Genomic DNA, 24,984 nt, shown 5'->3' with positions numbered 1-24,984 from the left:
CACAGCCGTCTGAGCTGGAATATTTTTTGTAGGAGCTGCCGAAGGCTGCGAATGGCGGCGAGTCAGGATTAATGTCTCGCAGCCTTCGGCAGCTCCTACAGGTTCTTCTACAGGTTTCTATTGCTTACGAAAGAAAAACGTCACCTGCCCCAGCTCCACACCCAGCTTGCTCATGTACGAGCGATTGGCCAGAGTCTTGTCGTCCAGCAGGTACATCCAGTCATCGAAATGCACTTTGTAGGTGGTGCCATCCACCGGCAGGTTCAGCACGTAGCGCCAGTGGAAGGCATTGCCGGACACTTCTCCGAACGCCTCGCCATCGACATCCCCCGCTGTGCCCTTCCATCGGCCTGGCCCGTCAGGAACAAGCGTCCATATCCGGGTTTCTTTTTTACCGTCGCTGTAGGTGAAGTCTTCATGCAGGATCAGCGCATCGCCTTCGCTGCGACCATTGATCACCACGTCCATGCGTTTGGTGACCTCTCCCGAGCGCTTCTGGAAAATACCCTGCGCCACAACGCGGCCGGTGAAGTATTCGCGCAGATCCAGCTTGGGCTGTTCCTGGCTGTACTGCTTCACGTCCACGCCGCTACAGGCAGCCAAACCGATACATGCAGCGATGATCAAGGCCTTCAACATGTCGCAGCTCCCAACAGAAAATGGATTACTTGGCGGCGCGTCCCATCAGTTGCTCACGCAGCTCCGGGTTGCGGGTTTTCGGGCTCAGCCAGATGTCGAAGAAAGCTTTGGCGAACTGCGGATCCTGTACAACATGCTGCAGCTTGTCACCGACGTAAAAGCGCGCTTCGCGGCCAGGGAAATACACCCCGGTAATCTTCATGCCCTCTTCAACATCGACAAACGCCTGCGCCATTTGCTCACGCCAGGCGACCAGCTGCTTCTCGGGAATCGCCTTCGGGGAAGTACGCTTGATCTCGACGATACTGGCCTCGACCAGATCGTCCCGGGAAATCGTCCGGTGGTAAGTCAGCTCCAGCGCCAGCGGCTGATCGGCCTTGAAAGGCTTGTCTGCACTCAATAGGCGTGCGGTATAGACACGAAAGCCGAACACCCGCAGATCGCCACCGCCGACCACTTGGGCGTTGGGCAACGACTCTTGCCAGGAAGCGCTCGCCACTTGGCTGAACACCTGACTGAACAGCAGGAAAACCACTAACCATAGTCGTGTCATACAGCGCCTCTCGTCCGGGACTTCAGGGCAAGAACAAAAAAAGGTCAGCAACCCGGTGCAAGGTCAAAGACCACAACAACACCGGGAAGCTGACCCTTCAGACTTAAAAGCTATACGACGATCGACACTTTGTACAATTTTTAGCAAAGTTTTTATTCAAACGCTTGATTGCTGACCACGTCCTGTCACAACCCCTTGTAAACCGGCTCGCCCAGATTGAGCATCAAACGGTTGGCCCAGGCAAAAATCGAGATCGCGTGGATAAGGTCAAGAATCTGCGCATCATCCAGACCTTGCGCGCGCAATGGCCCGATGTGTTCAGCCCCCAGCGCAGCCGGGTCAAGGGTGAGATCGATGGAAAAACGCACGATGGCCTTTTCCCGCTCAGTTGTCCCGGCCGTTTCAGGATCGGTGAAGATCTCGGCAATCACATCGTTACGCTTTGCCAGTTGCTCAAAGCGCTGGGCATGTACCGAGGCGCAATACACACACTGATTGATACGGGAAACCACGGTGCTCGCCAGTTCACGTTCGGCACGTGACAAACCGCCGGGGGCGTACATGATGGCGTTGAAAGCCAGAGAACGCTGGCGCAGCACTTCAGGCTGATGGGCCAGGGTCAGGTAATAATCGGACACCTTGGCTTGCGGATGACTCTCTTCCAGCACGGCGACCTGTTCGGGTGTCGCGCTGTCGAGTTTGATGGTCGGCAGCCAGGCTTTCCACCCCAACACTTCACTGGTGAAACCGTTGATACGGATTGGCTCACTCATCACGCGGCTCCTGCGGCTGACAATGCGGCAAGTCCGGCAGCGAGCCTGACCTGATAAGACAGATACGCAATCAACTGCGCGAGCACGACGATCTCCGCAGTGGACAATCCGGCTTGCTGTAGCACCTGCAACGCCTGCTGATCACCGTCCACTGGGCGTTCGATCAAGGTTTGGGTAAAGCTGAGAATGGCCTGCAGCCGCACACTTTCAAGACGCTCAAGAACACCAGCGTCAATGGCTCCGACCAGCGACGGATCAACGTCCAGCGCCTGCAACTGCTCAAGATAGTAGTCTGCCAATAGCTGATTCGGGGTCAGACGACTGGCAAAATACGCTACCGCCAAACGCTCGATCAGGGACAGATTGTCTGCAAGCAGCGGATCGAAAAACTGTGCGTGGCTACCCTGAGTCGCGGCCAGCACTTTGTCACGGGCATGACGGACCTGATGCAGATGTGTGCCGGGCGTCAGGCCCAACAAATCATCCAGGACATCCGGCGATTGAGCGGTGGAATTCATTACAGCTCCTCTGAATGGATCGGGCTGAGCCTGCCGCTGGTATGGCGGCAGGCTTCGGGCGTCAAGGCAGTTTGGTGACCATGCTCGCTGCAGTGCGGTCGCTGACCAGCGGCTCAACTTTCAGGTCTTTACGCGCAGCCCAGATGTTCTGGTAATGAAACAGCGGGATGATGCCGACGTCGTCAGTCACGACTTTGGCCGACTGCTCCAGAATTGCGCGGCGCTTGGCTTCATCGAATTCCGAGGTCGCGTTGGCCAAGGCTTGATCCACCAACGGGTTGCTGTAGTGCCCCCAGTTGGAAGCGCCGAGACCTTTGGTGCTGTCAACGGTTGCCAGAATGTTGGTCAAGGCATAAGCCGCTTCGCCAGTGCCGTTACCCCAGCCGATCACACTGATTGCCAGTTCGTTCTTGTTCGCCTTGCCGGCGTAAACCGCCCACGGCAGAACTTCCAGTTGCACCTTGACGCCAATCCGCGACCAGAACTGTGCCACCGCCTGCATGGTTTCCGGTGCTTGCGGGTAACGGTCACCCGGCACATGCACGGTCAACTGGAAGCCATCCGGGAAGCCCGCTTCTTTGAGCAGCTCCTTGGCCTGTTTCGGGTCGTACGGGATGTTTTTCAGATCATTGTTATAGCCAAACGTCTTGGCTGGCATCCACTGGTTGGCCTCGGTCACGGTGCCTTGCATGATGCGCTCGACAATCGCCTGGCGATTGATCGCCAGCGACAGCGCCTTGCGCACCTTTACATCACGCAGCGGGTTCTGCTCCAGAGGCTTGCCCGCGTTGTCACGGATGTATTCGTTCGGACCTTCACGGAAGCTCGGTTGAACAATCAGCGCACGCAGCCCGGAGTAAGCGTAAACCTTCACATTCGGGCTTTGACGCAGACGCGCCACGTCGGTTGGCGAGACCTTGTCGATCACGTCCACGTCACCCGCCAGCAAGGCTGCAGTGCGGCTCGCGGCATTGGCGATGTAACGATAATCAACGCTGTCCCACAGCGGTTTCTCGCCCCAATACTCGTTATTGCGCTCGAAAATCGTGCGGTCGCCCGGCACAAAGGAAACGAAACGATAAGGCCCGGTGCCGACCATCGCTTTGCCGGAGTTGTAATCGGCACTTGCAGCACCTGCACCGACATGGCGGCTGACGATGTAGATCGAATCGACATCCGGCAGCAGGTTGGCGTTAGGTGAGCGGGTCTTGATGATCAGCGTGTGATCATCCTTGGCCTGGATCGACTCGACGGTGCGCATGGCACCGGCGTAAGACGCCACGGAGCCTGGCACGGCGCGGGCGCGCTCGAAGGAGAACACGAAATCATCGGCTGTCAGCGGTTTGCCGTCCTGCCACTTGACGTCGTCGCGCAGGTTGAACTCCCAGGTCTTGTCGTCCAGCACCTTCCAGCTTTTGGCCAGCCCTGGCAGGGTCTTGTCGTCGCGACGATTGACCAGCGACTCGAAGGCATGCAGCGCCACCGAGCGGTCCCCGGCATAGTTATTCAGTTGTGGATCAAGGGATGAGACCGGGTCGGCGTAACCGATACGCAACGCTTCAGCCGAGGCACTGCCGCCGGCCAGAATCAGGGCCGAGGCCAACAGTGAACGAACAAGAGGTTTCATGTGTTGTTTCCTTGTACGCAATGGCAATAAGAAAGACAGGCGATCAAGCGCCCGTTCAGGCTGTTTCGTTGAGGTGGCAAGCGCTCAGGTGGTTCGGCGAAACCTCCCTGAGCGGTGGAACTTCCACGCGACAGCGCGCCATGGCGTGCGGGCAACGAGGATGGAAATGACACCCGGCAGGCGGGTTCAGCGGGCTGGGGATTTCCCCTTTGATCGCGTCATAACGGGCACTGCGAATATCGAAACGCGGGATCTGCGCCAATAAGGCCTGGGTGTAAGGATGGTTAGCGCGACTGAACAAGTCATCGACGTCGGCGCTCTCCACGACCCGCCCCAGGTACATCACCACCACGCGATCGCACAGATGCTCGACCACGCCAAGGTCATGGCTGATGAACAGATAGGTCAGGCCAAGCTCATCGCGCAGGTCCATGAACAGGTTGAGAATCTGCGCCTGAATCGACACGTCCAGCGCCGCCACTGACTCATCGCAGACCAGCAGCTCAGGCTGCACCGCCAACGCACGGGCGATACCAATACGCTGACGCTGGCCGCCGCTGAACTGGTGCGGATAGCGCTGGCGCAACTGCGGGCTGAGCCCGGCACGTTGCAGTTGAGCACTGACGTAATCGTCGAAACCCGCCTTGTCGGTCAGGCAATGCAGCAACGCGCCCTCCCCGACGATACGGTCCACACGAAGGCGCGGGTTGAGGCTGGCGGATGGGTCCTGAAAGATCATCTGGATTTTCAGCCGCGCCGCCTGACGCTCTTCATGGGTGAAGTCTTCAATGGATTTGCCGTCAATGGACGCCGTGCCGGAAGACACCGGCAGCAAGCCCGCGACCATTCGCCCAAGGGTCGACTTGCCACAGCCGGACTCGCCGACCAGCCCCACCACTTCGCCCCGCACAATGCGCAGATCAACCCGGTCGACAGCGTGTGTCACTGATGTTGGCCGCGTCAGTTGCAGGCGCTGCAACAGGTGCTGCAGCCCGGTCTCAGGGCTGGCTTTGCCGAATGTCTTGCTGACATCGCGCAGCTCGATGATTGGCGTCGATTTATTGCTCATCGGCGGCTCCCGGGTGAAAACAGCGGACCAGTCGGCCCGGCTCTATCGCTTGACTGGGCGGATCCTGCTCGCACACCGAAGTCGCTCGGGTGCAACGCGCAGCGAAGGCGCAACCTGTTGGCATCGACAGCAGATCCGGCGCCATGCCGGGAATCTGCCGCAACCGCTGACCGCGTTTGTTCCGGCTCGGCAAGCTGTCGATCAGGCCTTGGGTGTAAGGGTGTTGCGGGCGATCCAGCACCGCCGCGACGGTGCCTTGCTCGACGATGCGCCCGGCGTACATCACCGCAATATCGTCCGCCAGACCGGCGACTACCGACAGATCGTGAGTAATCCAGATCAGCGAAGTGCCCTGCTGACGGACCAGCTTCTGCACCTCACTGAGAATCTGCGCCTGAATGGTCACGTCCAGCGCTGTAGTCGGTTCATCGGCAATGATCAGGTCCGGCGAATGCAGCAACGCAATGGCAATCGCTACCCGCTGACGCATGCCCCCGGACAGTTGGTGCGGGTAGGCGCGCAGACGCTCATCGGGGCTGGCGATACCCAGTAACGCCAACGTACGGCTGGCATGTTCACGAGCCTCCGTGCGACTGAGTGGCTGGTGGGCTTGCACCGCCTCGATCATTTGCGTATCGACGCGCAGCACCGGATTGAGGGTCATCATCGGGTCCTGAAAAATCATCGCGATGCGATTGCCTTGCAGGTGGCGCAATTCCTTAGCGGACAAACGCGTCAGGTCGCGACCTTTAAACAGTACTTCCCCGCCACTGATCCGCCCCGGCTCATCCACCAGACCGAGGATGGAGAAACCGGTGACTGACTTGCCGGAACCGGACTCGCCCACCAGTCCAAGTATTCGCCCCGGCTGAATGCTCAGGGACACATCACGCACCGCAGGCAGCACCCCGGCGCGGGTGTAGAAAGAAGTGCACAGCCCGCGCACATCCAGCGTCGGCTGCACGCTTGCCGCTTGTTCGACGGCCAACGACTCGGCAGAACTGTTTGGCAGGCTCATCGTTGCAACCTCGGGTTCAGCACATCACGCAGACGGTCGCCCACCAGGTTGATGGCAACGATGGTGATCAGCAGCGCCACACCGGGATAGAAACTGATCCAGTATTCATCACTGAGCATGTACTGAAAGCCGTTGGCGATCAGCAAGCCCAGCGAAGGCTCGGTAATTGGCACGCCAAGTCCGAGAAACGACAGGGTTGCTTCCAGAGTGATAGCCCGGGCGATCTGCAGCGCGCCGATAACGATCAGCGGTGGCAGGCAGTTGGGCAGAATGTGCCCGACCACAATGCGCCACGAACCGATGCCCTGCCCGCGCGCGGCATCGACGTATTCGCGGCGGCTTTCAGTCAGCGCCTGACCACGGGCGGTACGCGCGTAATAGGCCCATTCCAGCACCACCAGCGTCAGCATCACATTGCCGACGCCCTTGCCCAGCCAGGCGAGAATCATCAACGCCATGAGGATCACCGGGAACGACAACAGCAAATCCACCAGACGCATCAACAACGCATCGACCCAACCACCCGCATACGCGGACAACAAACCGAGCATGGTGCCGAGTACCGCCGCGATCAGCGCCGAACCAATACCGACCCAGAGGCTGATACGCAGACCGTAAATAATCGCCGACAGCAAATCGCGCCCCTGGCCATCGGTGCCCAGCCAATAGATGTAACCCTCATCAACGTTTTCCGTCCCCGGAGGCAGGCGCGCATCCAGAACGTTGAGCTGCATCAGGTCATAGGGATTCTGATGAACAATCCACGGCGCCAGCACCGCGACACCGACGATAAACACCAACACCAGCAAGCCGAGCATCGCTGTCGGCGAAGTCTTGAACTCCGAGATGCCGCGCCGCCATGGCGATTGCGCCTTGAAAGTCGCTACGGGAACCTGGCTCATCGTTTGGCCTCCACACGCACACGCGGGTCGAGGAAGTAATACAGCGCATCGACAATCAGATTGAGCACCACAAAAATCACCACAACCACCATCAGATAAGCCACCACCACCGGGCGGTCTAACATGTTGATGCTGTCCAGAATCAGCTTGCCTGCACCGGGCCAGGCAAAAATGCTTTCGGTCACCACGGCATACGCGATCGTCGAACCCAGCTCCATGGCCAACACCGTGACCAGCGGAATCATGGTGTTGCGCATCACATGCATGCACATCACCCGCACCGGCGACAGGCCTTTGGCGCGGGCAAACTTCACGTATTCCTGCGGCAGCACTTCACGCACGCCAGCACGGGTCAGGCGCAGCACCAGGGATATCTTGAACAGCGCCAGATTGAGTGCAGGTAAAATCAGGTGCTGCAAACCGTCGAGGGTCAGGAAGGACCACTGAATGCCGAACAGTTCACGGGTTTCACCCCGGCCGCTGGCGGGCAGCCAGCCAAGCTTGATGGAGAACAGCATGATCATCATCAACGCCACCCAAAACGCGGGCAGCGAAAAACCGACGATGCTGGAGGCCATCAACATGCGTGACAACGGGTGATCGGGATAGCTGCCGGCGAACATGCCCAGCGGCACGCCAAGCACGACAGCGAGAAACATCGCGCTAAAGGCCAGTTCAAACGTCGCGGGCAGGCGCTGCACGATCAGGCGCATGGCGTCTTCGTGATAAACAAAGCTCTGACCGAGATTGCCTTGCACAGCGCCCTTGAGGAACAGCAGGTATTGCTGCCATAACGGCTTATCCAGCCCCAGATGAGCGATGGCTGCCAGACGTTCGGCCTGGTTGAGGTCCTCGCCGACCAGAATGTCCATCGGATTGCCGATGGCGTTCAGGCCAATGAAAACCACCAGGGTCATCAGCAGTACCACCAACAGCGACTGACTCAGGCGCCGCACCAGCCAGCCGATCATCCGCGTAACTCTTGAGCCGTCGGCTCGCTGGCGACCCATTCATCACCGAGCAACTCAGGTTCGGCGTAGTTCTGCATGGCTTCAAAATGCAGCTCGATGTCTTCGTTGAATAACTGGCCTGCCAGGCCTTGCGCGAGACGCTTGGCGCCTTCGCTGATGGCCGGGATATCACCCGACACCGCGCCGTAGCTCAGGGCTGCCGGATAGTTGAAGCAATGAATCTGACCAATGCCGGGGCACGCGCCGGGGGTCTTTTCCTGAAACTCGAAGCACAGGCCCAGGTCCGGCAAGTCTTCCAGTTCGTTATCAGGCTCGCCGCCGGGTGGTGTGAAGCTGTCGCTCCAGGCGCGGACATGCTGGGCAAAACTGGCGAACTCGGGACGCAACTGGAAGTTGGTGCGAAAGCCGGTAGCGAATACCAGAAAATCCACCTCGATCCGCGCCTTCGGTGTATCCACCCACAGGCCACCGGCCGGGTTTTCCTGAACGGCAACGACCGGGCTGTTCAGCAGAAAACGGGAGTTGGGGGAGCGGGAAACACGCTGTGTGCTGCCCCTCGGCGGTGGGACTTGCTGAGTGTTCAGGTATTTGCGAATTCGCCATTTCCAGGTATCCGGCAGGCGCCAGTAACCGTGGGTCATGCCTGGATTGCCAGCGCCCTTGCCTTTGTTGACCCGTGGCAGCTCGGCCCGACGAATCAGCAGATCGACCCGCTGCGCACCAGCTTCCAGCGCGGTGGCAGCACTGTCCATCGCCGATGCACCACCACCGATCACAGCAACGCGCTTGCCGACGAACCAATCGTCCTGCAACCCATCAGCCGAATGCGCCCAGAAATGCCGGGGCAAACTGTGGGCAAAATCAGGCACCCAAGGACCACCCAGACCATCGCGACCAGTGGCCAACACCACGTGGCGGGCCACAATAGTTTGAAGCTGCCCGGCATGCTGGACATCCAGCTCAACCAGACCGTCCGCACGAGGCTGGACCCGGCTCACCCGATGCTCGTTGCGCACGTCCAGCTTGAGTGCTTTGCGATACCAGCGCAGGTAATCCGCCCATTGCAGACGCGGGATCTTGTCCAGCGCATTCCACGCCGCCAGACCGAACTGCGCCTCGAACCAGGCTCTGAATGTCAGGGCAGGCAGGCCCAATGCGGGACCCGTCAGTTGTTTGGGCGAACGCAACGTTTCCATGCGCGCGGTAGTCGCCCACGGGCCTTCGAAACCGGCTGGCGATTGATCGTAAATGCGCGCGATAACGCCCATGTTGCGCAGCTCGGCGGCCAGCGCCAGGCCCGCCATACCGCCACCGATAATGGCCACATCCAACACCGCCTGCCCGTCATTGACCCGCGGTTTTACCCAGGGTGAAGCAGGCAGATCCAGCCATTGCAAATCCTGCTGCAGGCGAGCTTCCAGCGCAGCAAGACCACTGGCGGTGTTCAAATCGGACATTTTCAATACTCGGCATTCGAGAAAAGGTGGTCACTTGCTATACAAGAAGCATTCCACACTCATACATTTTCGAATTCATAAGGCTCATGAATTCAGATAACGAATAGTAGAAGCCACGGAATATTCCTTCAACGATGATTATTGAATATTGATATTCCATAAAAGCATTAGGGGCATTGATGTTCCGCCCCATGCGGCTTCCTGTGGGAGCGGTGCCTGCCCGCGATAAGGCTGGACGCACTCCAGATCAGGGTGGAGTGAGGTAGGCGCACCGCCACCACTCAGAACCTGCGACTACCCCGCATAAATGCTCTGCAGCAAAGCGTCGTGTTCGCTTGGGTCGTGCATGATCATCGACGGCAGTAGCGCCTGAGCGGACTTGGCAAGTTCGTCGACCAGTGCCACCGCCACATCGGATAACGGGCTGGCAAAGGCAGAAATCAAGCCGAAGAAAAACGGGATGTTGCACTCGATAGGTCGCACTACAACACCATTGATCGGTACACCCAATGCCGTGAACGGGTCCACCAGGGCGATACCCAACCCGACCCGAGCCATCTGCATGGCAACCAGAGAGGTGTTGGTATCGAGCATATGCGGCATCCTGCCGCCTGCATCCTGAAACGCCTTGTCGATACGACGACGGAAACGGAACGGGTTGGACATGGTGATCAACGGGTGCGCCGCCAGCACCTCCATGGGCAGTACGTCGTAGCGAGCCAGTTCTGAATCTGCGGGCAGCACGGCCACGCACGGCGACTCGCCGATCCAGTGAATGTCCAGGCCGCGATGCTCCAGCGGCAGACTCACTGCTCCCAGGTCCATGGTCTTGGAGAGGACTGCCTGAACGACGTTTTCCGGAGACATGCTGTGCAATTGAATGTGCTGCGGTTGCAGAGGTTGCGGCAGCCGGGACAAAGCCGCAGGCAGTAAACCGGCGGCCAGCGCCGGGATTGCCACGAGCTTGATCTGGCGATTTTCATCCTGAGCAATATGCAAGGCGCGCTGGCGAATGTTACGGATGCCCAGCAAGGCACTTTCCACCTCGGCGTACATCATGAACGCTTTCTGGGTCGGCGTGACCTTGGGCCCGCTGCGTTCGAACAGCGCAAAGCCAAGCTCCTGCTCAAGCTCCTGAATGACCCGCGTGACCGAGGGTTGTGAACGACCGAGCATCTTGCCCGCCGCCGTGACACTGCCAGCCGACATAACCGCCGCGAACGCTTCCAGTTGCCGCAAATCCATACACGCGCCTTGTCATGAACAATGAAGATCAGATACTGCCCGGCGCTAACCTACGTCGGGAAGCGGCCAAGCCTAACCTATCGAACAGAACAAGCCTACTTGAGGGTTGCAGGGACTATCTATGTAAATGAAATGGCTATGTAGATGACATGGCTATGTAGATGCCATGATGTCAATTGCACCGCCGTTTCTCGCGGCATATGAACTGTAAGAGTGAATTTGCTCGCGATTCAATATTCATCACAACAACTTGTCGTGAGACCTGATGCTATCGTGAGCAAGCTCACGCCTACAGGAATGCGGTTCAACTCTGTTACTGTATCTATCAAGCAAACGTAAACGCGTTCGCGAAACAATTGCCCTGACACACCGCCTCGCCAACAAGTTGGCGCCCACAAAGACAACGCACAACATACATCCCCTGTAGGAGCGAACTTGTTCGCGAAGCAATGCGACTGACACTACGCTTCGCGAATGAATTCGCGCCTACAGGGGATTACTGCGAACTCAACTTAATACAACCGCTCAGCAACCCGCGCGTCAGGCTGACGCTGGGCTTGACTCCACACATCCTGCAGTGTTTGCAGCACATCACTCATGAATTGCTTGTCGGCGGCGGCCTTCTTGCCTACCCAGCCATGACCACGGCGGTACATCGACAGGCGAGTACGCAAGTTAGGGCGACTGGCAACGAACTGCTCTTCCGGCACGCCTGAAGCAAGAGGATCAATACGCACTTCCCCCTCTTCGCATACCCACAGAATATGGTTATCCAGACTGTCTTTACGCGCAGCAAACAGTTTGGAAAGCTCATCGATCGTTGGTTGCTTATTCAAGTTCATGTGTAACTCCTTGACCGCTCGTTATCTGATTAATTAGTTAGCTCAAACACATCATCAAATCGGCCAATTAATTCGTATTGCTGCAGATGAACGAAACGATGAAACACTCGTTATCGTTCACACCCTTGCAGAACCGGCCCTTGACTAGATGCATGTAGCCTTGATGAAAAGCTGCTACGCGGCAGCGTCTCAACGAGAGGAGAAGTAGCGAAACATCCGAAACCAACGGCAACTTGACAGCTGTCAGCCACAAGCCTCATGAGGACGTATCGCCAGCATCTTCACGTCAGACGACGCTCATGCCGGGTCAGCTTCATCAATCTGCCTTGTGGGCAGCACACATCCGGGAACATCACGACGGCTCGTCGTGCATGTCAAGAACACCCTTTGCAACTCTCCCGATCAGGGAGACAGCTGCATAATGCAAGTCGAAAAGGGCTTCGTCAAGAATTATGTAGTGATATTTTTAGAGCACTACATATTTCTGGTTGTGACTGTGCAGTCACTGAAAACTGGCGGGCGATCAGCTGTTTCAGGGCTGCGACTCAAGCATGGTGTCGACTTTCTCGAGTAAAGCGCCCAGTTTGAAGGGCTTGATAATCATGTCCATGCCCTCCCCCAGAAAGCTCTGCCGGTTCACCGCGTTCTCGGCATAACCGGTCATGAACAGTACCGGCAAGCAAGGTCGCCAGGCTCTGGCCCGATCCGCCAGTTCTCGCCCGTTCATATGCGGCAAGCCGACATCGGTGAGCAGCAGGTCGATGGATGCATCGTTTTCAAGTATCGACAATGCCGTAGCGACGTCCCCTGCCTGAGTGCAGCGATAGCCGGTATCGACCAGCAACTCGTTGACGAACATCCGCACTGACGCCGTGTCCTCAACGATCAGAATGTGCTGCCCCGCGCCTTCCCGTGGAGCAGCACTTGGCGCATCCTCCACCGGCACAGAATCAATCCCGGCTGGCAGCATCAGGGTCACTTCGGTGCCGTGGCCTACAACGCTGCGAATGACTACGTCGCCTCGCGACTGCCGAGCGAAGCCATAGATGGTCGATAGCCCCAGCCCGGTGCCCTCACCAATAGGCTTGGTGGTGAAGAACGGATCAAACACCTTGTCGATGACACTGTGCTCGATGCCGATGCCGTCATCCTTGACCGACAGCGCCAGGTAAGCGCCATCCGCCAGCCGGGCATCGCCTTTTGAATGCGCGGCGAAAGTGGTCACGCGAATCGTGCCGCCGTTCGGCAACGCGTCGCGCGCGTTGATCACCAGATTCAGCAATGCACTTTCCAGCTGACTGCCATCCACCAGCGCAATGGCCGATTGCGAAGTCAGGTCCAGGGTCAACGCAATGCGTTTGCCAATGGTGCGGCGCAGCAAATCCTCCAGCGAACGGATGTGCTTGTTGATATCGATGGGTCGCGCATCAAGCGGTTGCTGACGAGCAAATGCCAGTAAGCGATGGGTCAGAGCCGCCGCACTGGAAGCGGATGCCAGCGCTGCCTCGGCGTAGCGCATGATTTTCTCGGGGCGGTTTTCCTGAGTGCGCTTCTTGATCAACTCGATGCCGGTAATGATTCCGGTCAGCAAGTTGTTGAAGTCATGGGCGATGCCGCCGGTCAGCTTGCCAATCGCATCCATTTTCTGCGCCTGAAGTAACTGCGCCTCGGTGCGGGCACGTTCGGCCACTTCATGGGCAAGCTTGGTGTTGACGCTGTCGAGCTGCTTGAGGTGTGATTGCTCACGCTGCCGGTGCTCGGTCACGTCCTCGACGAACACGAGGCTCAGCTCTGGCGTGCGGTAAGGTGACACCTGCCACTCGGTCTCGCGCAATTCGCCTCTGACCAGCATGCGCAAAGTACCTTGCCAGCGCTCGCCGGCCAACAAGCCTGCACGCAGCTCCTGAATGACTTCATCCTGATCACCCGCCAGAGAGCCCAGCATGGTTTCCTGGGCAAGGCTTTGATGGGTCAGCAGCGCAAACGCGTGGTTGCACTCGTGGACCTTGAGCTGAGCATCCATCACCGCAATCGGTGCGGAAATATTGACGAATATCTCCCTGAAACGCGCTTCACTCTCACGTAACGCGTATTCGGTGTCTCGCACCCGCAGCAGCGTTCGCAAGGTCGCCAGCAATACATCAGGGTCCACCGGATGCACCAGATAGGCGTCAGCACCGGCTTCGAGACCGGTGACAATGTCGGCGGTCTGGATCGACGCGGCAGACACATGCACCACGGGCAGCAAGGCAGTGCGTGGCTCTGCTCGCAACAGACGTACGATATCGAAGCCGCTCATGTCCGGCAGGTTCACATCGAGGATCAGCGCATCCGGAACTTGCGCAGCAATCTGCTCAAGCCCGTCAGTGCCGGTGCCCGCTTCGCTGACAATAAAATCGTGACGTTCCATGCGCCGACGCAGCGCATAGCGTGTCGCTGCGTTGTCATCAACAATCAGCAGCCGAAGTTCACGCTTCATCCGCATGCCCCGAGGCGATTGCCAATGGAATGATCACGAAAAATGTCGATCCGTGGCCGGGTTCGCTTTCCAGCCCTACTCGCCCGCCCAGCAACTCGGCAAATCGTTTGCACAATGACAGACCCAGGCCAGTACCGCGCAAACGCTTTTGCAGCGGCGAGTCGATCTGCGAGAAGTCTTCGAACAAAGCGCCATGCATTTCCTGAGGAATACCCACGCCGGTATCCGCGACCGCAAAGCGGATTTCGCGATCGTTTTCCAGGCGCGCAGACACTCGTACCTCACCACGCTGGGTGAACTTGAGGGAATTGGAGATGAAATTGCGCAGGATCTGCGCAAGCTTCTTGTCGTCGGTATAAAGGCGCGGCAAGCCCACAGGCTCCTCAAAAATGAGATCCACCGAGGAGGCATTGACGATTGGCCGGAACATGCCACGCAACGCCGAGAACAAGTCGAACATGTCGAACCATGCGGGGGAAATGGAGATGCGCCCGGCTTCGATCTTGGCAAGATCAAGCAGGTCATCGACCATGTCGCTCAGCTCACGGGCCGCACCACTGACAAACCCCACCTGCTTGTGCTGCTCTTCGCTCAACGGCCCGTCGATTTCATCCTGAAGCAGACTGGTGATACTCAGAATCGACCCCAGCGGCGTACGGAATTCGTGGCTCATGTAAGACAGAAAGCGGCTCTTCAAATCAGAGGCCTGACGCAACTCCTCCGCCTGATTATCAAGCTCGGCGTACAGCGCCAGTACGCCCTGATTGGTTTCTTCAAGCTCGGCACGCAACGCGTCTGCTTCATCGCGCAACATCTGCAGCTCAACGGACTGATCGGCAGCAATCGGTTCAGGCACTGAACGCCTCCAGGGTAATGACCAACACAGTGACGTCATCGCGACCGCGGCAATAATCACGGTGCAGTACAGCAGCGATAACTGCCGGATGACGATAGATCAGACCCGGATAATCACGCAGGTTCCAACGAGATTGCAGGCCATCGCTGTACATCACCAGCAACTGGCCCGCGACTTGAGCATGCTCGAACGCTTGAGCCTTTCTGAATTGCAGACCGACGATACCCGGGTGCGAGACGAGCCCTCTGACTTTATCTTCACCAATCAGAGTGGCGCCGATATTGCCGATCCCGACAAAGCGTAGCGCATCGCTGTCGGCGTCGAAGTTAACCAACGCCGCCGCACCGCCACGGGTGCCCTTCATTGAATGGTGCATGTCGTCAAACAGGTGCTCGGCCGAATCAAAGGGCCGCTGCTGGAACACCGCTTCGCCAGCACGTGCGGCGACTTCAGCGTCCTCGCCGTGACCAAGGCCGTCGATGATCAGCGCACTGATTCGTCGACCTTCAATTGCCAGCGACCAGACATCACCGCAAGCAGGATCATCGTGCAGAGAGTGCTGACTGATACCCACGCGCAGGTCGCGGGTCTTGCCTTTACGTGAGTAAAAACGGGTCAGGACTACAGCACCACGGGCATCCGTATGCACATCAAAGACATCAGCCTGACGCTCGATTGCCCCCAGGCCAATACCTTGAGTGCCTCCCGTAGAAAAGCCATCGCGCATGCAATCATGCAGATCGAAGCCTTTGCCACGATCCACCGCAATGATCTCAACGCCGGACAACGCGGTCGAATTGAAAACGCGCAGGTGCAACTCGCCACGCACCGCGTGTTTGAGAATATTGCTGGCCAACTCGGTGGCGACCAACGCAACACGTCCGGCGTCCACCTCATCAAACGCGAGGCTCTCCGCCAACTGCTGAGCGGTGCGTCTTGCGTGGCCTACCTGGCTGCTGTCCTCAATCAACAAAACCTGCGTCAGGGTACTGCGCAGGTTCACGTCCATCGGGTAATCGTTATGCGGGTTCCGGCACCGGGAGCGGTGTCCAGTTCGAACTCTTCCACCAGACGCTTGGCGCCGGTCAAACCGAGGCCCATGCCGTTTCCGGAGGTCCAGCCATCTGTCATCGCCAGTTTCAGGTCAGGAATGCCTGGGCCTTCGTCGCGAAAGGTGATTCGCAAACCAGTGCGCATGCCCTCTTCGAGGATCTGCCAGTCCATGTCCCCGCCGCCGCCATAGACCATGGTGTTACGCGCCAGCTCGCTGACAGCGGTTACCATTTTGGTCAGATCAATCAGGCGCATGCCGCACTCCTGAGCCAGCTTGCGCGCGGTCTGGCGCGCAAGTACGACGTCCTGTTCGATCAGCACGGGTTGCGTGCCGCTGCTGCGTACGGTCATTGCGCAAGCACTCGCTCTTGAAGCAGTTTCATGCCGCGCTCGACGTTCAGCGCTGTGCTCACGCCCGGCAGGGTCATGCCCAGCTCAACCAGCGTGATCGCAACGGCAGGCTGCATGCCCACCAGCACGGTCTCGGCATCCATGATCCGCGACAAGCCGGAAATGGTGCCGATCATGCGCCCGACAAAAGAGTCGACGATGTCCAGCGCCGAGATATCGATCAGAACACCCCGTGCCGAGGTTTTGCTGATGCGCTCGGAAAGATCATCCTGCAGCGTCAGGGCCAGCTGATCGTGCATATCGACCTGGATCGTGACGAGCAAATAAGCGCCCATCTGCAGAATAGGAATACGTTCCATGAACTTATACCGCCTTGGTGACGGTCAGCCCCAGACGCTTGAGTGACAGCGCCAACGCATCGGCCAGGTTGGCTTTGGTGACGACGCCCTGCAGGTCCAGACCCAAGTGAACGATGGTCTGAGCGATTTGCGGACGCACGCCACTGATGATGCAGTCTGCGCCCATCAAACGGATCGCGGTCACGGTTTTCAGCAAGTGCTGGGCCACCAGAGTGTCTACGGTTGGCACCCCGGTAATGTCGATGATGGCGATTTCCGAACCGGTGTCGACGATGCGCTGCAACAGGGACTCCATCACCACTTGGGTACGCTGGGAGTCGAGGGTGCCGATCATCGGCAGAGCAAGTACGCCATCCCACAACTTGACGACCGGGGTCGACAGTTCAAGCAGCTCTTCCTGCTGACGCTTGATCACGCTTTCACGCGACTTCTGGAACGTACGGATGGTGTGCATCGCCAAAGCATCAAGTAGCTCGGACAATTCCAGTAGTTGCCCGGCGTAGAGTTCTGGATCAGCCTGATACTTGCGTTGCAGCAAGGCAAACAACGGGCCCTTGAGCGCGAAAACGAAACTGGCAGTCTGTTGCGAGTCCTGACCCACCAAGGCGCGGCTTTGCGAAAGCTTTTCGAGGAATTGACGAATCTCGTCCCAATCACTGCCCGCCAGGGATTGATGGCGCCCCTTCTCAGCAACCGAAGCCACCAGACTCAGAAACTCGACCATCTGTTGTTTCAGTTCATCGTCCTTGAGGTTACGAGTGGCACCGTTGGCCTCCAGCGCTGCAAGCCATGCGGCTGTCAGCTCGGTCTGGGACGTCTTGATCGCGTCAACGGTCTGCTGCTGCACTGCTGCCATCTTGTTTTAACTCCTGAGAAATCCCGACAAACCTGATCGCTCAGGCATGCAATAAAGGTAGAAATGAGGGCTTACGAGGCTCGTGATGCTGCGATTCTCAACAATCTGCATCGAAATGCAAGCAGCCTCTAATGGCACATTGCTAATAGATTTTAGTCAAGTGATATAGACGCTATATTTACCCGCCAAAACCACTGAAAAAGGGGCTTTTAGACGGACTGCACACTCATTCGGATGTCCGCATCGCGCTACCCGATTTCATTGAACACACTAACGATCTCATCGATCACCGCTCTCACGCGCGCGGTGTGTCGCAAGTCCTCGTGAGTCACTAACCATACGTCGTAGGTTTCCTGCCGCTGCCGGTCAGGCCACAGCCGGGTCAACCCGTCACGCTCGCCCAGGCAAACCGGAATTTCGCCGATGCCAATTCCGGCAGCAATTGAACGCCTCATCATCAAGCCGGAGTTAACCGTCGCTGCCAGGCGCCCGTGAGTGACCGGTTCGGAAACAATAGTCGGTTCGCGCCCACTTTCCAGATAGGGCTGAAACATAATCAGGTCATGACCGGCAAAAGCCGAACCAGGCTGCGGCTCGCCGTGTTGCTGCGCGTACGCCGGCGAAGCAAACAACCCCACCGGCCAACGGGCAATGCAGCGAGCAATCAAATCAGGGTTTTCCGGCTTGACGTTCCTGACCGCAATATCGGCCTCACGCCGGGAAAGGCTGAGCATCTGAATTGACGCATCAAGACGGACTTTCACATCCGGATGCTGTTGATGCACCCTGGCGATGGCCGGAATCAGAAAGTCGACGGCCAGCGAATCGGTCGAGGTGATACGCACCTCGCCTTTGAGTCGATCATCCAGCCCCTGAATCTGTCGCTGCAGCTCGAGCGCCGAGCGCTCCATTTTTTCCGCTGACTTGTACGCCGCTTCCCCTGCAGCGGTCAGCACATAGCCTTCGGATGTGCGCAGAAACACCGTAGTGCCCAATGCCTTCTCAAGCGCCGCAATCCGGCGGCCGACCGTGGCCTGATCCACATTCAACAAGCGCGCGGCGCCGCGCAATGTGGATTTTCTGCAGACCGCCAGAAAAATTCGCGTGTCGTCCCAGTTCAAAGGTCACCCGAGTGATGCATTTATGCATCTGACTAAAGAGAATTAACTGCAAGTTTGCATCAATCATCGCCGTTACTATGGACTCAGCCAAGCACTTTGCAGTGCTCATTTTGATTTCCATGATTCTATGGGGAAGGACATTCCACCATGCACATCTCAACTGATCCTCGTGTCACCCCGCGCAGCAACGTCTGGCTGCATATTCTGGCGGGCCTTAGTGCCAGCCTGGTCAGCATCGGCCTGGCGCGATTTGCCTATACGCCATTGATACCTTCCTTGATTGAGGCCCACTGGTTTTCGGCTTCGGATGTCATTTATCTGAGTGCCGCGAACCTGATCGGCTATCTGATTGGTGCCCTCACCGGCCGCCCCATTGCCGCCCGACTGTCCAATGGGCATTCGCTGCGATTGATGATGTTGATTGCCACCGCGTCTTTCTTTGCGTGTGCCTACCCGCTGTCCATTACGTGGTTCTTCAGTTGGCGTCTGCTGTCGGGTATCGCTGGCGGCGCGATCATGGTTGTGGTGGCCGCTACTGTAATTCCTCACGTACCGGTTGCTCGTAGAGGGTTGGCCAGCGGCGCAATCTTCATCGGCGTGGGTCTGGGCATTGCCGGATCCGGGACGCTGGTGCCGTTCCTGCTGTCGCTAGGCCTGCGAGATGCCTGGATTGGCCTGGGCCTGGCATCCCTGATGCTGACTGCAGTGAGCTGGTTCGGCTGGCCATCGGCAAGCGCTGCCGCCGCAGTTTCTGCCCCCAGCCAAGCACCTCATGAAACGCAGCACACCCGCATGGGTTCAGGTATTTACCTGTTGTTTGGTCAGTACGCGCTGATGGCGGTCGGCCTGGTGCCGGCCATGGTGTTCCTGGTGGATTACGTGACACGCGGACTTGGCCTCAGCGCCCATGCCGGTGCGGTGATCTGGGTCATGTACGGCGTCGGCGCGATTCTCGGCCCGGTCGCCTACGGTTTTCTGGCTGACCGTCTGGGAGCCCGCACGTCGATCCGGGTTGTGCTTGCCGTACAAGCGGTGACCGTCGCGCTGTTGTGCACCACCAGTAACTTTGCATTGTTAGCGGTGCTGGCGATCATCATTGGCTCGTTCCCACCCGGCATCGTGCCGCTGGCGCTGAGCAGGATCCACGAACTGGTGCCCCGCCATGACATGCAGCAAGTGGCCTGGAGCCGTGCCACCGTTTCGTTCGCGACCTTTCAGGCGTTGGGCGGTTACGGCTATTCGGTGATCTTCAACGCCAACGGCGGCCATCACGTGATGCTGTTTGTGATAGCGGCGTCGGCGATTGCTGTTGCGTTGCTGGCTGATTATCTGGCTTCGCTGTTTGCCAAGTAGTCATCAACACCAAACTTCCCGGATTGGAATGCATTCTAACTGTGGGAGCGGGGCTTGCCCGCGATAGGGTTCGCAAATTATCGCGGGCAAGCCTCGCTCCCACAGGACACCGTATTTCAACTCAGGCAGTTGATTGACTACCCTACAAAACGTTAAAACGCCTTGATCACCTGCCGCTGCTGCCCAAGCCCTTCAACTCCCAAGGTCACCACATCACCCGGCTTGAGGAACAACGGCTCAGGCTTGTGACCCACCCCCACGCCAGCAGGTGTGCCGGTGCAGATCAGGTCGCCGGATTCCAGCTCGATAAACTGCGACACGTAGCTCACAACAGTTGCCACATCAAAGACCTGATTGGCGGTGTTGCCGTCCTGATGGCGTGTCCCGTTGACCTCCAGCCACAACGCCAGCTTGCCCGAGTCAGCGACTTCATCAGCGGTTACCAGCCACGGTCCCACAGGTGCAAAACCGGGGAAGCTCTTGCCTTTGGTCCACTGCCCGCCGCGCTCCATCTGGTAGCTGCGCTCGGAAAAGTCATTCACTACGCAGTAACCGGCGACATGCTTCAAGGCATCTGCCTTGTCGATGTACAAGCCTTTGGTGCCAATCACGACGCCCAACTCCACCTCCCAGTCAGCCTTCTGCGAGCTGATCGGCAAGCGGATATCGTCGTTGGGCCCCGTGGGGTGGCACGCTTTGAGGAACATCACCGGCTCGGCAGGGATTGGCAAATTGGTTTCAGCAGCGTGGTCGGTGTAGTTCAGCCCGATGCAGATGACACGCCCGCCTCTGCTGATCGGCGGCCCGATACGCACAGTTGCGTCAACCAACGGTAACGAGGAACTGTCGATGGCGCTCAGGCGCGACAGGCTTTCGGCTGAAAGCGCCGTGCCGTCGATATCATCGACATAGGCAGACAAATCACGAATGCCACCGGTGGAATCAATGACACCCGGTTTTTCAGCACCGGGCAAACCGTAGCGAACCAGCTTCATGAGGCTATTCCTTGTCAGTAGATAAGCGGGGGCATCATGGCATAGCTTCTGACTTTACATAGAAGTGTGATCTCAAAAGCTTGATGCGATGTCGCGTGGAACAGGTATAAGCAAAAAACGGCGCCCCACCAAAGGCTGGGCGCCGTTTTTTTTGTGCAGCAAACTTACTTGGCAGTCAGCGCCGAGTAGCTGTTCATCAGGTTGCGGTAGTTAGGAATGCGTGGCGACAGCAGGTTCGCCAGGCCTTCCATGTCGTTACGCCAGTCAACCTGCAGCTCGCACGCTACGGAGAACCAGTTCACCAGTTGCGCACCGGCAGCAGTCATACGCGACCATGCAGCCTGTTGCACGGTTTCGTTGAAGGTGCCCGACGCGTCGGTCACGACAAACACTTCAAAACCTTCAGCCAATGCAGACAGCGTAGGGAACGCAACGCAGACGTCAGTCACCACACCGGCAATGATCAGTTGCTTGCGGCCAGTCGCCTTCACTGCTTTGACGAAGTCTTCGTTATCCCAGGCGTTGATCTGGCCTGGACGCGGGATGTACGGCGCGTCCGGGAACAGCTCTTTGAGCTCAGGCACCATCGGGCCGTTAGGACCGTTTTCGAAGCTGGTGGTCAGAATAGTCGGCAGTTTGAAGAACTTGGCCAGATCAGCCAGCGCCAGCACGTTGTTCTTGAACTCGTTAGGCTGAAAATCCTGTACCAGCGAGATCAGACCTGTCTGGTGGTCAACCAGCAGCACAACGGCGTCGTCTTTGTTCAAACGCTTCCAAGGGGTAGCAGTACTCATGGGGTAACTCCTTCAGGTTTTCAGAGTAACGTCATCGCCGTAGTGGCAGATGATCAGAATGCGAAACATGAACAGCCAAACGCGCCCCAGAAACCCTGGAAGTCGCTGACCGGTACGCTGGACATACGTGCGCGCTCATGGCTGTGGGAATGCACGACACAAGGGCCGCTGCACTGGTGAACCTGAGCCACCAAAGGCGAGTTCGGACGCCAGTGGCCCGGCACTTTGACCACCGGCGACCAGTCCGGCAGGACAGGAACCTGCGGCGGTGCGAGCTTCTCGAAATCGCCGCTGCCGTACACCACCTTGCCGTCCACAACAGTCATCACCGACTCGATCCACTTGATCGACTCTTCATCAACACTGAAGTAGTCCGCCGACAGGGCCACCAGGTCAGCCAGTTGACCGACTTTGATCATGCCCTTCTTGCCCTGCTCGGATGAGAACCAGGCGCTACCGTGGGTGAACAGTTCGAGTGCGGTTTCGCGGGACAGGCCTTCCGGATACAGCTCCAGACCACCGACCGTGCGACCGCTGACCATCCAGTACAGCGAGGTCCACGGGTTGTAGCTGGAAACCCGGGTCGCATCGGTACCGGCACCCACCGGCACACCTTCGGCCAGCATGCGTTTGATCGGCGGCGTGTATTCGGCAGCCTTGGCGCCGTAGCGCTCGACGAAGTATTCGCCCTGGAACGCCATCCGGTCCTGAATCGCGATACCGCCATTCAAGGCACGAACCCGCTCGATGTTTTTTGGTGAGATGGTTTCGCAGTGGTCGAAGAACCACGGCAGGTTATTGAACGGAATATCGCGGTTGACCTTCTCGAACACGTCGAGCATCCGCGAGATGGACTCGTCGTAAGTCGCGTGCAAGCGGAACGGCCAGCGATTTTCGACCAGGTGGCGCACCACCGGCTCCAGATCCTGCTCCATACCCGGCGGCAAATCCGGGCGTGGCTCGAGGAAGTCTTCGAAGTCCGCCGCCGAGAAAGCAAGCATCTCACCCGCGCCGTTGTGGCGCAGGAAGTCATCGCCCTGATGCAACTTGACCGAGCTGGTCCAGTTCTTGAAGTCCGCCAGTTCTTCTTTCGGCTTCTGAGTGAACAGGTTGTAAGCGATACGCACGGTAAGGTGCTTCTCGCGAGCCAACTGTTCAATTACTGCGTAGTCATCCGGGTAATTCTGGAAACCACCGCCGGCATCAATGGCGCTGGTTACACCCAGACGGTTCAGCTCACGCATGAACTGACGCGTCGAGTTGACCTGATACTCCAGTGGCAACTTCGGCCCTTTGGCCAGCGTCGAGTAAAGAATCATCGCGTTAGGCTTGGCCACCAGCATGCCGGTCGGATCGCCATTGGAGTCACGAACAATCTCGCCACCCGGCGGGTTCGGCGTGTTGCGGGTGTACCCGGCGACGCGCAGCGCGGCACGGTTGAGCAAGGCACGGTCGTACAAGTGCAGAACGAATACCGGGGTATCCGGTGCGGCCTGGTTGAGTTCTTCCAGCGTCGGCATGCGTTTTTCAGCGAACTGGAATTCGTTCCAGCCACCTACCACACGCACCCATTGCGGAGTCGGCGTGCGGTCAGCCTGATCCTTGAGCATGCGCAGCGCGTCGGCCAACGAAGGTACACCCTCCCAACGCAGCTCAAGGTTGTAGTTCAGACCGCCACGAATCAAGTGCAGGTGGGAGTCATTAAGGCCCGGGATCACCGTGCGTTTTTGCAAGTCGATGACCTGGGTTGCACTGCCACGCAGCGCCATGACTTCAGCGTCAGTACCGACAGCCACGAAACGACCACCGCTGATGGCGACAGCGCTAGCCTTGGGTTTTTCACGATCGACAGTATGCAGTTGGCCGTTGTAGAGAATCAGTTCGACGTTCATTGCAGTTCCTTCGACAGATTTTTGAGAGGCACCGGCATAGCCAGCGAAGGGAAAAGACGGAAGGATTGCCGCAGCGGCACTGAGCAACGTGCCTTTGGCCAGAAAACGGCGGCGTTCCTGATCGGGGTCTTTGTCGTTGCTCATGGCATCACTCCACAGGAGGTTGTTTTTGCGCGGCGTTCAGCCACGGTGCGAACAAACGGGTTGCGGCGGGCATCATCAAATAGCAGACCAACAGAACGATGGTCACGGTGACCAGTGCGGTGCTTACAACGTAGTTGGCAAGCAACGGGCTCAGGGCGAAAACCGGCCCCCAGATCAGCGGGATCAGCAGGGTCAGCGGACAGATCACCAGGAACGTCACACATGCCTGCTTCCAGCGTGGTGGCTGCGGCGCGGACGCCTCCGAACCGGGCGTGAACCAGAATTCGTTATGTGGATTGACCTCGGTCTGGTCGCCGTCGGCCAGCATCGGAGCCGCCTGCTCAACCAACTGGCGGCGCTCTTCGGAATCCAGCCAGCGCTGCATGGCATCGGTGGAGTGAAAACGTAGTACGCAGGTGAACAAATGCAGGCCGCCGGACTTGCTGCGGATCACGTCTACGCCCAGATGTCCTGGATAACCGGCAGCGATGCTGACAATACGGCGCAGCCAGGCTTCGTAATCCTCTTCCCGGCCGGCGCGGATGCGGTGCTTGATCACCAGCGTCACAACCTCGTTAAATGCCGGCTGGCTGACCACGACCGCTTCATCGGCCAGAGAATTTGCATCAGACATAACGTACCGCTCCGTTGAAACGTGCGTTGAGCGCGAGCCGTCCCGGCCCGGCGATGAACACGGTGGTAAAAATAATCAGTAACAGCCAGCCAAACTGGCCCTGCTCCAGTGTCCATTCCGGGTGAACCACAATCAGGGCCACCAACAGCAGGAACAGAATCGGCAGGCAGGAAAGACGCACGAAGATCCCGGCCGCAATCAACAGCGGGCAGAGGACTTCGGCAAAGATCGCGAGAATCAGCGTCAACTGCGCCCCCATATGGAACGGGTCTTCGATAAGCGTCAGTTGATGGTTGAAATCGAGCAGTTTGGGCAGGCCATGAACGACCAGTAGAAAAGCGGCGGCACTCAGCCTGAGGAACAGAAGACCGAAGTCGCGGGCCCGATTTTCAAGGGATAAGTTTTCTGCTGTCGAAGGATTCATCGCACACCAACCAGATTTGGGAATGGCCAAGACAGCGGGTCTGCATGTACTGGCCAACT

General features: G+C 58.1%; 25 protein-coding genes. 1 reads left to right on the top strand and 24 read right to left on the bottom strand.

From position 1 onward, the window contains the following. Nucleotides 1-117 precede the first annotated feature (117 nt). From ABRP31_RS11315 to ABRP31_RS11225, 19 genes are all read right to left on the bottom strand, one after another. The gene (locus tag ABRP31_RS11315; protein ID WP_087268236.1) at nt 118-639 is read right to left on the bottom strand and encodes a DUF3833 domain-containing protein; all 522 of its coding nucleotides are present in this window, start codon (nt 637-639) and stop codon (nt 118-120) included. 25 nt (nt 640-664) lie between these two features. Then, nucleotides 665-1,192 (bottom strand): chalcone isomerase family protein, encoded by a 528-nt coding sequence (locus ABRP31_RS11310; RefSeq protein ID WP_349970718.1) that lies wholly within the window; start codon nt 1,190-1,192, stop codon nt 665-667. 185 nt (nt 1,193-1,377) lie between these two features. Beyond that, nucleotides 1,378-1,965: a peroxidase-related enzyme gene (locus ABRP31_RS11305; RefSeq protein WP_349970717.1), complete on the bottom strand. Its 588-nt coding sequence runs from the start codon at nt 1,963-1,965 to the stop codon at nt 1,378-1,380. After that, a complete protein-coding gene (locus ABRP31_RS11300) occupies nt 1,965-2,483 on the bottom strand; it encodes a CMD domain protein (RefSeq protein ID WP_349970716.1) in 519 nt (172 codons plus the stop codon). The genes ABRP31_RS11305 and ABRP31_RS11300 overlap by 1 nt, the downstream gene beginning before the upstream one ends. 61 nt (nt 2,484-2,544) lie before the next feature. After that, nucleotides 2,545-4,110, bottom strand: coding sequence for an ABC transporter substrate-binding protein (locus tag ABRP31_RS11295; protein ID WP_349970715.1), 1,566 nt, complete (start codon nt 4,108-4,110; stop codon nt 2,545-2,547). A gap of 55 nt (nt 4,111-4,165) precedes the next feature. Next, entirely contained in the window at nt 4,166-5,179 is a 1,014-nt protein-coding gene (locus tag ABRP31_RS11290) for an ABC transporter ATP-binding protein (RefSeq protein ID WP_349970714.1), read from the bottom strand. Then, nucleotides 5,169-6,197 carry an ABC transporter ATP-binding protein gene (locus ABRP31_RS11285; RefSeq protein WP_087268217.1) on the bottom strand — a complete coding sequence of 343 codons (1,029 nt, stop codon included), beginning with the start codon at nt 6,195-6,197 and terminating at the stop codon, nt 5,169-5,171. The genes ABRP31_RS11290 and ABRP31_RS11285 overlap by 11 nt, the downstream gene beginning before the upstream one ends. Continuing rightward, the gene (locus ABRP31_RS11280) at nt 6,194-7,099 is read right to left on the bottom strand and encodes an ABC transporter permease (protein WP_349970713.1); all 906 of its coding nucleotides are present in this window, start codon (nt 7,097-7,099) and stop codon (nt 6,194-6,196) included. The genes ABRP31_RS11285 and ABRP31_RS11280 overlap by 4 nt, the downstream gene beginning before the upstream one ends. Further along, on the bottom strand, nt 7,096-8,070 hold the full coding sequence (locus tag ABRP31_RS11275; protein ID WP_187522937.1) for an ABC transporter permease: 975 nt from the start codon (nt 8,068-8,070) through the stop codon (nt 7,096-7,098). Before ABRP31_RS11275 ends, ABRP31_RS11280 begins: the two co-directional genes overlap by 4 nt. Next, a complete protein-coding gene (locus tag ABRP31_RS11270; RefSeq protein WP_349970712.1) occupies nt 8,067-9,527 on the bottom strand; it encodes an NAD(P)/FAD-dependent oxidoreductase in 1,461 nt (486 codons plus the stop codon). Before ABRP31_RS11270 ends, ABRP31_RS11275 begins: the two co-directional genes overlap by 4 nt. 294 nt (nt 9,528-9,821) lie before the next feature. Continuing rightward, on the bottom strand, nt 9,822-10,772 hold the full coding sequence (locus ABRP31_RS11265) for a LysR family transcriptional regulator (protein ID WP_349970711.1): 951 nt from the start codon (nt 10,770-10,772) through the stop codon (nt 9,822-9,824). Between the two features lie 512 nt (nt 10,773-11,284). Next, nucleotides 11,285-11,614: a hypothetical protein gene (locus ABRP31_RS11260; RefSeq protein WP_349970710.1), complete on the bottom strand. Its 330-nt coding sequence runs from the start codon at nt 11,612-11,614 to the stop codon at nt 11,285-11,287. Between the two features lie 532 nt (nt 11,615-12,146). Further along, entirely contained in the window at nt 12,147-14,093 is a 1,947-nt protein-coding gene (locus ABRP31_RS11255) for a response regulator (RefSeq protein WP_349970709.1), read from the bottom strand. Then, complete coding sequence (locus tag ABRP31_RS11250) at nt 14,083-14,907, bottom strand: ATP-binding protein (RefSeq protein ID WP_349970842.1); 825 nt, start codon at nt 14,905-14,907, stop codon at nt 14,083-14,085. The genes ABRP31_RS11255 and ABRP31_RS11250 overlap by 11 nt, the downstream gene beginning before the upstream one ends. A 34-nt stretch (nt 14,908-14,941) precedes the next feature. Further along, complete coding sequence (locus ABRP31_RS11245; RefSeq protein ID WP_349970708.1) at nt 14,942-15,958, bottom strand: ATP-binding SpoIIE family protein phosphatase; 1,017 nt, start codon at nt 15,956-15,958, stop codon at nt 14,942-14,944. Beyond that, entirely contained in the window at nt 15,949-16,353 is a 405-nt protein-coding gene (locus ABRP31_RS11240; RefSeq protein WP_087268196.1) for an anti-sigma regulatory factor, read from the bottom strand. The genes ABRP31_RS11245 and ABRP31_RS11240 overlap by 10 nt, the downstream gene beginning before the upstream one ends. After that, entirely contained in the window at nt 16,350-16,712 is a 363-nt protein-coding gene (locus tag ABRP31_RS11235; protein ID WP_032625918.1) for an STAS domain-containing protein, read from the bottom strand. Before ABRP31_RS11235 ends, ABRP31_RS11240 begins: the two co-directional genes overlap by 4 nt. A 4-nt stretch (nt 16,713-16,716) precedes the next feature. Next, the gene (locus tag ABRP31_RS11230; RefSeq protein WP_349970707.1) at nt 16,717-17,568 is read right to left on the bottom strand and encodes an STAS domain-containing protein; all 852 of its coding nucleotides are present in this window, start codon (nt 17,566-17,568) and stop codon (nt 16,717-16,719) included. A 248-nt stretch (nt 17,569-17,816) separates the two neighbouring features. Next, nucleotides 17,817-18,689, bottom strand: coding sequence for a LysR family transcriptional regulator (locus ABRP31_RS11225; protein ID WP_349970706.1), 873 nt, complete (start codon nt 18,687-18,689; stop codon nt 17,817-17,819). Between the two features lie 147 nt (nt 18,690-18,836). Here ABRP31_RS11225 and ABRP31_RS11220 point away from each other — a divergent pair, with 147 nt between their 5' ends. Further along, nucleotides 18,837-20,042 carry a YbfB/YjiJ family MFS transporter gene (locus tag ABRP31_RS11220; protein WP_349970705.1) on the top strand — a complete coding sequence of 402 codons (1,206 nt, stop codon included), beginning with the start codon at nt 18,837-18,839 and terminating at the stop codon, nt 20,040-20,042. Between the two features lie 152 nt (nt 20,043-20,194). Here ABRP31_RS11220 and ABRP31_RS11215 read toward each other — a convergent pair whose 3' ends face one another. From ABRP31_RS11215 to ABRP31_RS11195, 5 genes are all read right to left on the bottom strand, one after another. Then, nucleotides 20,195-21,037, bottom strand: a complete 843-nt coding sequence (locus ABRP31_RS11215; RefSeq protein WP_349970704.1) for a fumarylacetoacetate hydrolase family protein — start codon at nt 21,035-21,037, stop codon at nt 20,195-20,197. Between the two features lie 164 nt (nt 21,038-21,201). Next, nucleotides 21,202-21,831 carry an isochorismate family cysteine hydrolase YcaC gene (gene ycaC / locus ABRP31_RS11210; RefSeq protein WP_087268181.1) on the bottom strand — a complete coding sequence of 210 codons (630 nt, stop codon included), beginning with the start codon at nt 21,829-21,831 and terminating at the stop codon, nt 21,202-21,204. 53 nt (nt 21,832-21,884) lie between these two features. Further along, nucleotides 21,885-23,723, bottom strand: coding sequence for an amidohydrolase (locus tag ABRP31_RS11205; protein WP_349970841.1), 1,839 nt, complete (start codon nt 23,721-23,723; stop codon nt 21,885-21,887). Nucleotides 23,724-23,871: 148 nt separating this feature from the next. Beyond that, nucleotides 23,872-24,501, bottom strand: a complete 630-nt coding sequence (locus ABRP31_RS11200) for an antibiotic biosynthesis monooxygenase (protein WP_087268177.1) — start codon at nt 24,499-24,501, stop codon at nt 23,872-23,874. Continuing rightward, a complete protein-coding gene (locus ABRP31_RS11195) occupies nt 24,494-24,925 on the bottom strand; it encodes a DoxX family protein (RefSeq protein ID WP_349970703.1) in 432 nt (143 codons plus the stop codon). The genes ABRP31_RS11200 and ABRP31_RS11195 overlap by 8 nt, the downstream gene beginning before the upstream one ends. Nucleotides 24,926-24,984 lie beyond the last annotated feature (59 nt).

The sequence above is a fragment of the Pseudomonas caspiana genome (genome assembly GCF_040224095.2).
Classification (GTDB): domain Bacteria; phylum Pseudomonadota; class Gammaproteobacteria; order Pseudomonadales; family Pseudomonadaceae; genus Aquipseudomonas; species Aquipseudomonas caspiana.
The sequence above is the reverse complement of the archived record's forward strand: the minus strand, read 5'-3'. Positions and strand labels throughout refer to the sequence as shown.

Excerpts from the sequence above, each read along its gene's own strand:
- ABRP31_RS11315 (WP_087268236.1), bottom strand. The coding sequence starts at position 639 with ATGTTGAAGGCCTTGATCATCGCTGCATGTATCGGTTTGGCTGCCTGT.
- ABRP31_RS11310 (WP_349970718.1), bottom strand. The coding sequence starts at position 1,192 with ATGACACGACTATGGTTAGTGGTTTTCCTGCTGTTCAGTCAGGTGTTC.
- ABRP31_RS11305 (WP_349970717.1), bottom strand. The coding sequence starts at position 1,965 with ATGAGTGAGCCAATCCGTATCAACGGTTTCACCAGTGAAGTGTTGGGG.
- ABRP31_RS11300 (WP_349970716.1), bottom strand. The coding sequence starts at position 2,483 with ATGAATTCCACCGCTCAATCGCCGGATGTCCTGGATGATTTGTTGGGC.
- ABRP31_RS11295 (WP_349970715.1), bottom strand. The coding sequence starts at position 4,110 with ATGAAACCTCTTGTTCGTTCACTGTTGGCCTCGGCCCTGATTCTGGCC.
- ABRP31_RS11290 (WP_349970714.1), bottom strand. The coding sequence starts at position 5,179 with ATGAGCAATAAATCGACGCCAATCATCGAGCTGCGCGATGTCAGCAAG.
- ABRP31_RS11285 (WP_087268217.1), bottom strand. The coding sequence starts at position 6,197 with ATGAGCCTGCCAAACAGTTCTGCCGAGTCGTTGGCCGTCGAACAAGCG.
- ABRP31_RS11280 (WP_349970713.1), bottom strand. The coding sequence starts at position 7,099 with ATGAGCCAGGTTCCCGTAGCGACTTTCAAGGCGCAATCGCCATGGCGG.
- ABRP31_RS11275 (WP_187522937.1), bottom strand. The coding sequence starts at position 8,070 with ATGATCGGCTGGCTGGTGCGGCGCCTGAGTCAGTCGCTGTTGGTGGTA.
- ABRP31_RS11270 (WP_349970712.1), bottom strand. The coding sequence starts at position 9,527 with ATGTCCGATTTGAACACCGCCAGTGGTCTTGCTGCGCTGGAAGCTCGC.
- ABRP31_RS11265 (WP_349970711.1), bottom strand. The coding sequence starts at position 10,772 with ATGGATTTGCGGCAACTGGAAGCGTTCGCGGCGGTTATGTCGGCTGGC.
- ABRP31_RS11260 (WP_349970710.1), bottom strand. The coding sequence starts at position 11,614 with ATGAACTTGAATAAGCAACCAACGATCGATGAGCTTTCCAAACTGTTT.
- ABRP31_RS11255 (WP_349970709.1), bottom strand. The coding sequence starts at position 14,093 with ATGAAGCGTGAACTTCGGCTGCTGATTGTTGATGACAACGCAGCGACA.
- ABRP31_RS11250 (WP_349970842.1), bottom strand. The coding sequence starts at position 14,907 with ATGTTGCGCGATGAAGCAGACGCGTTGCGTGCCGAGCTTGAAGAAACC.
- ABRP31_RS11245 (WP_349970708.1), bottom strand. The coding sequence starts at position 15,958 with ATGGACGTGAACCTGCGCAGTACCCTGACGCAGGTTTTGTTGATTGAG.
- ABRP31_RS11240 (WP_087268196.1), bottom strand. The coding sequence starts at position 16,353 with ATGACCGTACGCAGCAGCGGCACGCAACCCGTGCTGATCGAACAGGAC.
- ABRP31_RS11235 (WP_032625918.1), bottom strand. The coding sequence starts at position 16,712 with ATGGAACGTATTCCTATTCTGCAGATGGGCGCTTATTTGCTCGTCACG.
- ABRP31_RS11230 (WP_349970707.1), bottom strand. The coding sequence starts at position 17,568 with ATGGCAGCAGTGCAGCAGCAGACCGTTGACGCGATCAAGACGTCCCAG.
- ABRP31_RS11220 (WP_349970705.1), top strand. The coding sequence starts at position 18,837 with ATGCACATCTCAACTGATCCTCGTGTCACCCCGCGCAGCAACGTCTGG.
- ABRP31_RS11215 (WP_349970704.1), bottom strand. The coding sequence starts at position 21,037 with ATGAAGCTGGTTCGCTACGGTTTGCCCGGTGCTGAAAAACCGGGTGTC.
- ycaC (WP_087268181.1), bottom strand. The coding sequence starts at position 21,831 with ATGAGTACTGCTACCCCTTGGAAGCGTTTGAACAAAGACGACGCCGTT.
- ABRP31_RS11205 (WP_349970841.1), bottom strand. The coding sequence starts at position 23,723 with ATGAACGTCGAACTGATTCTCTACAACGGCCAACTGCATACTGTCGAT.
- ABRP31_RS11200 (WP_087268177.1), bottom strand. The coding sequence starts at position 24,501 with ATGTCTGATGCAAATTCTCTGGCCGATGAAGCGGTCGTGGTCAGCCAG.
- ABRP31_RS11195 (WP_349970703.1), bottom strand. The coding sequence starts at position 24,925 with ATGAATCCTTCGACAGCAGAAAACTTATCCCTTGAAAATCGGGCCCGC.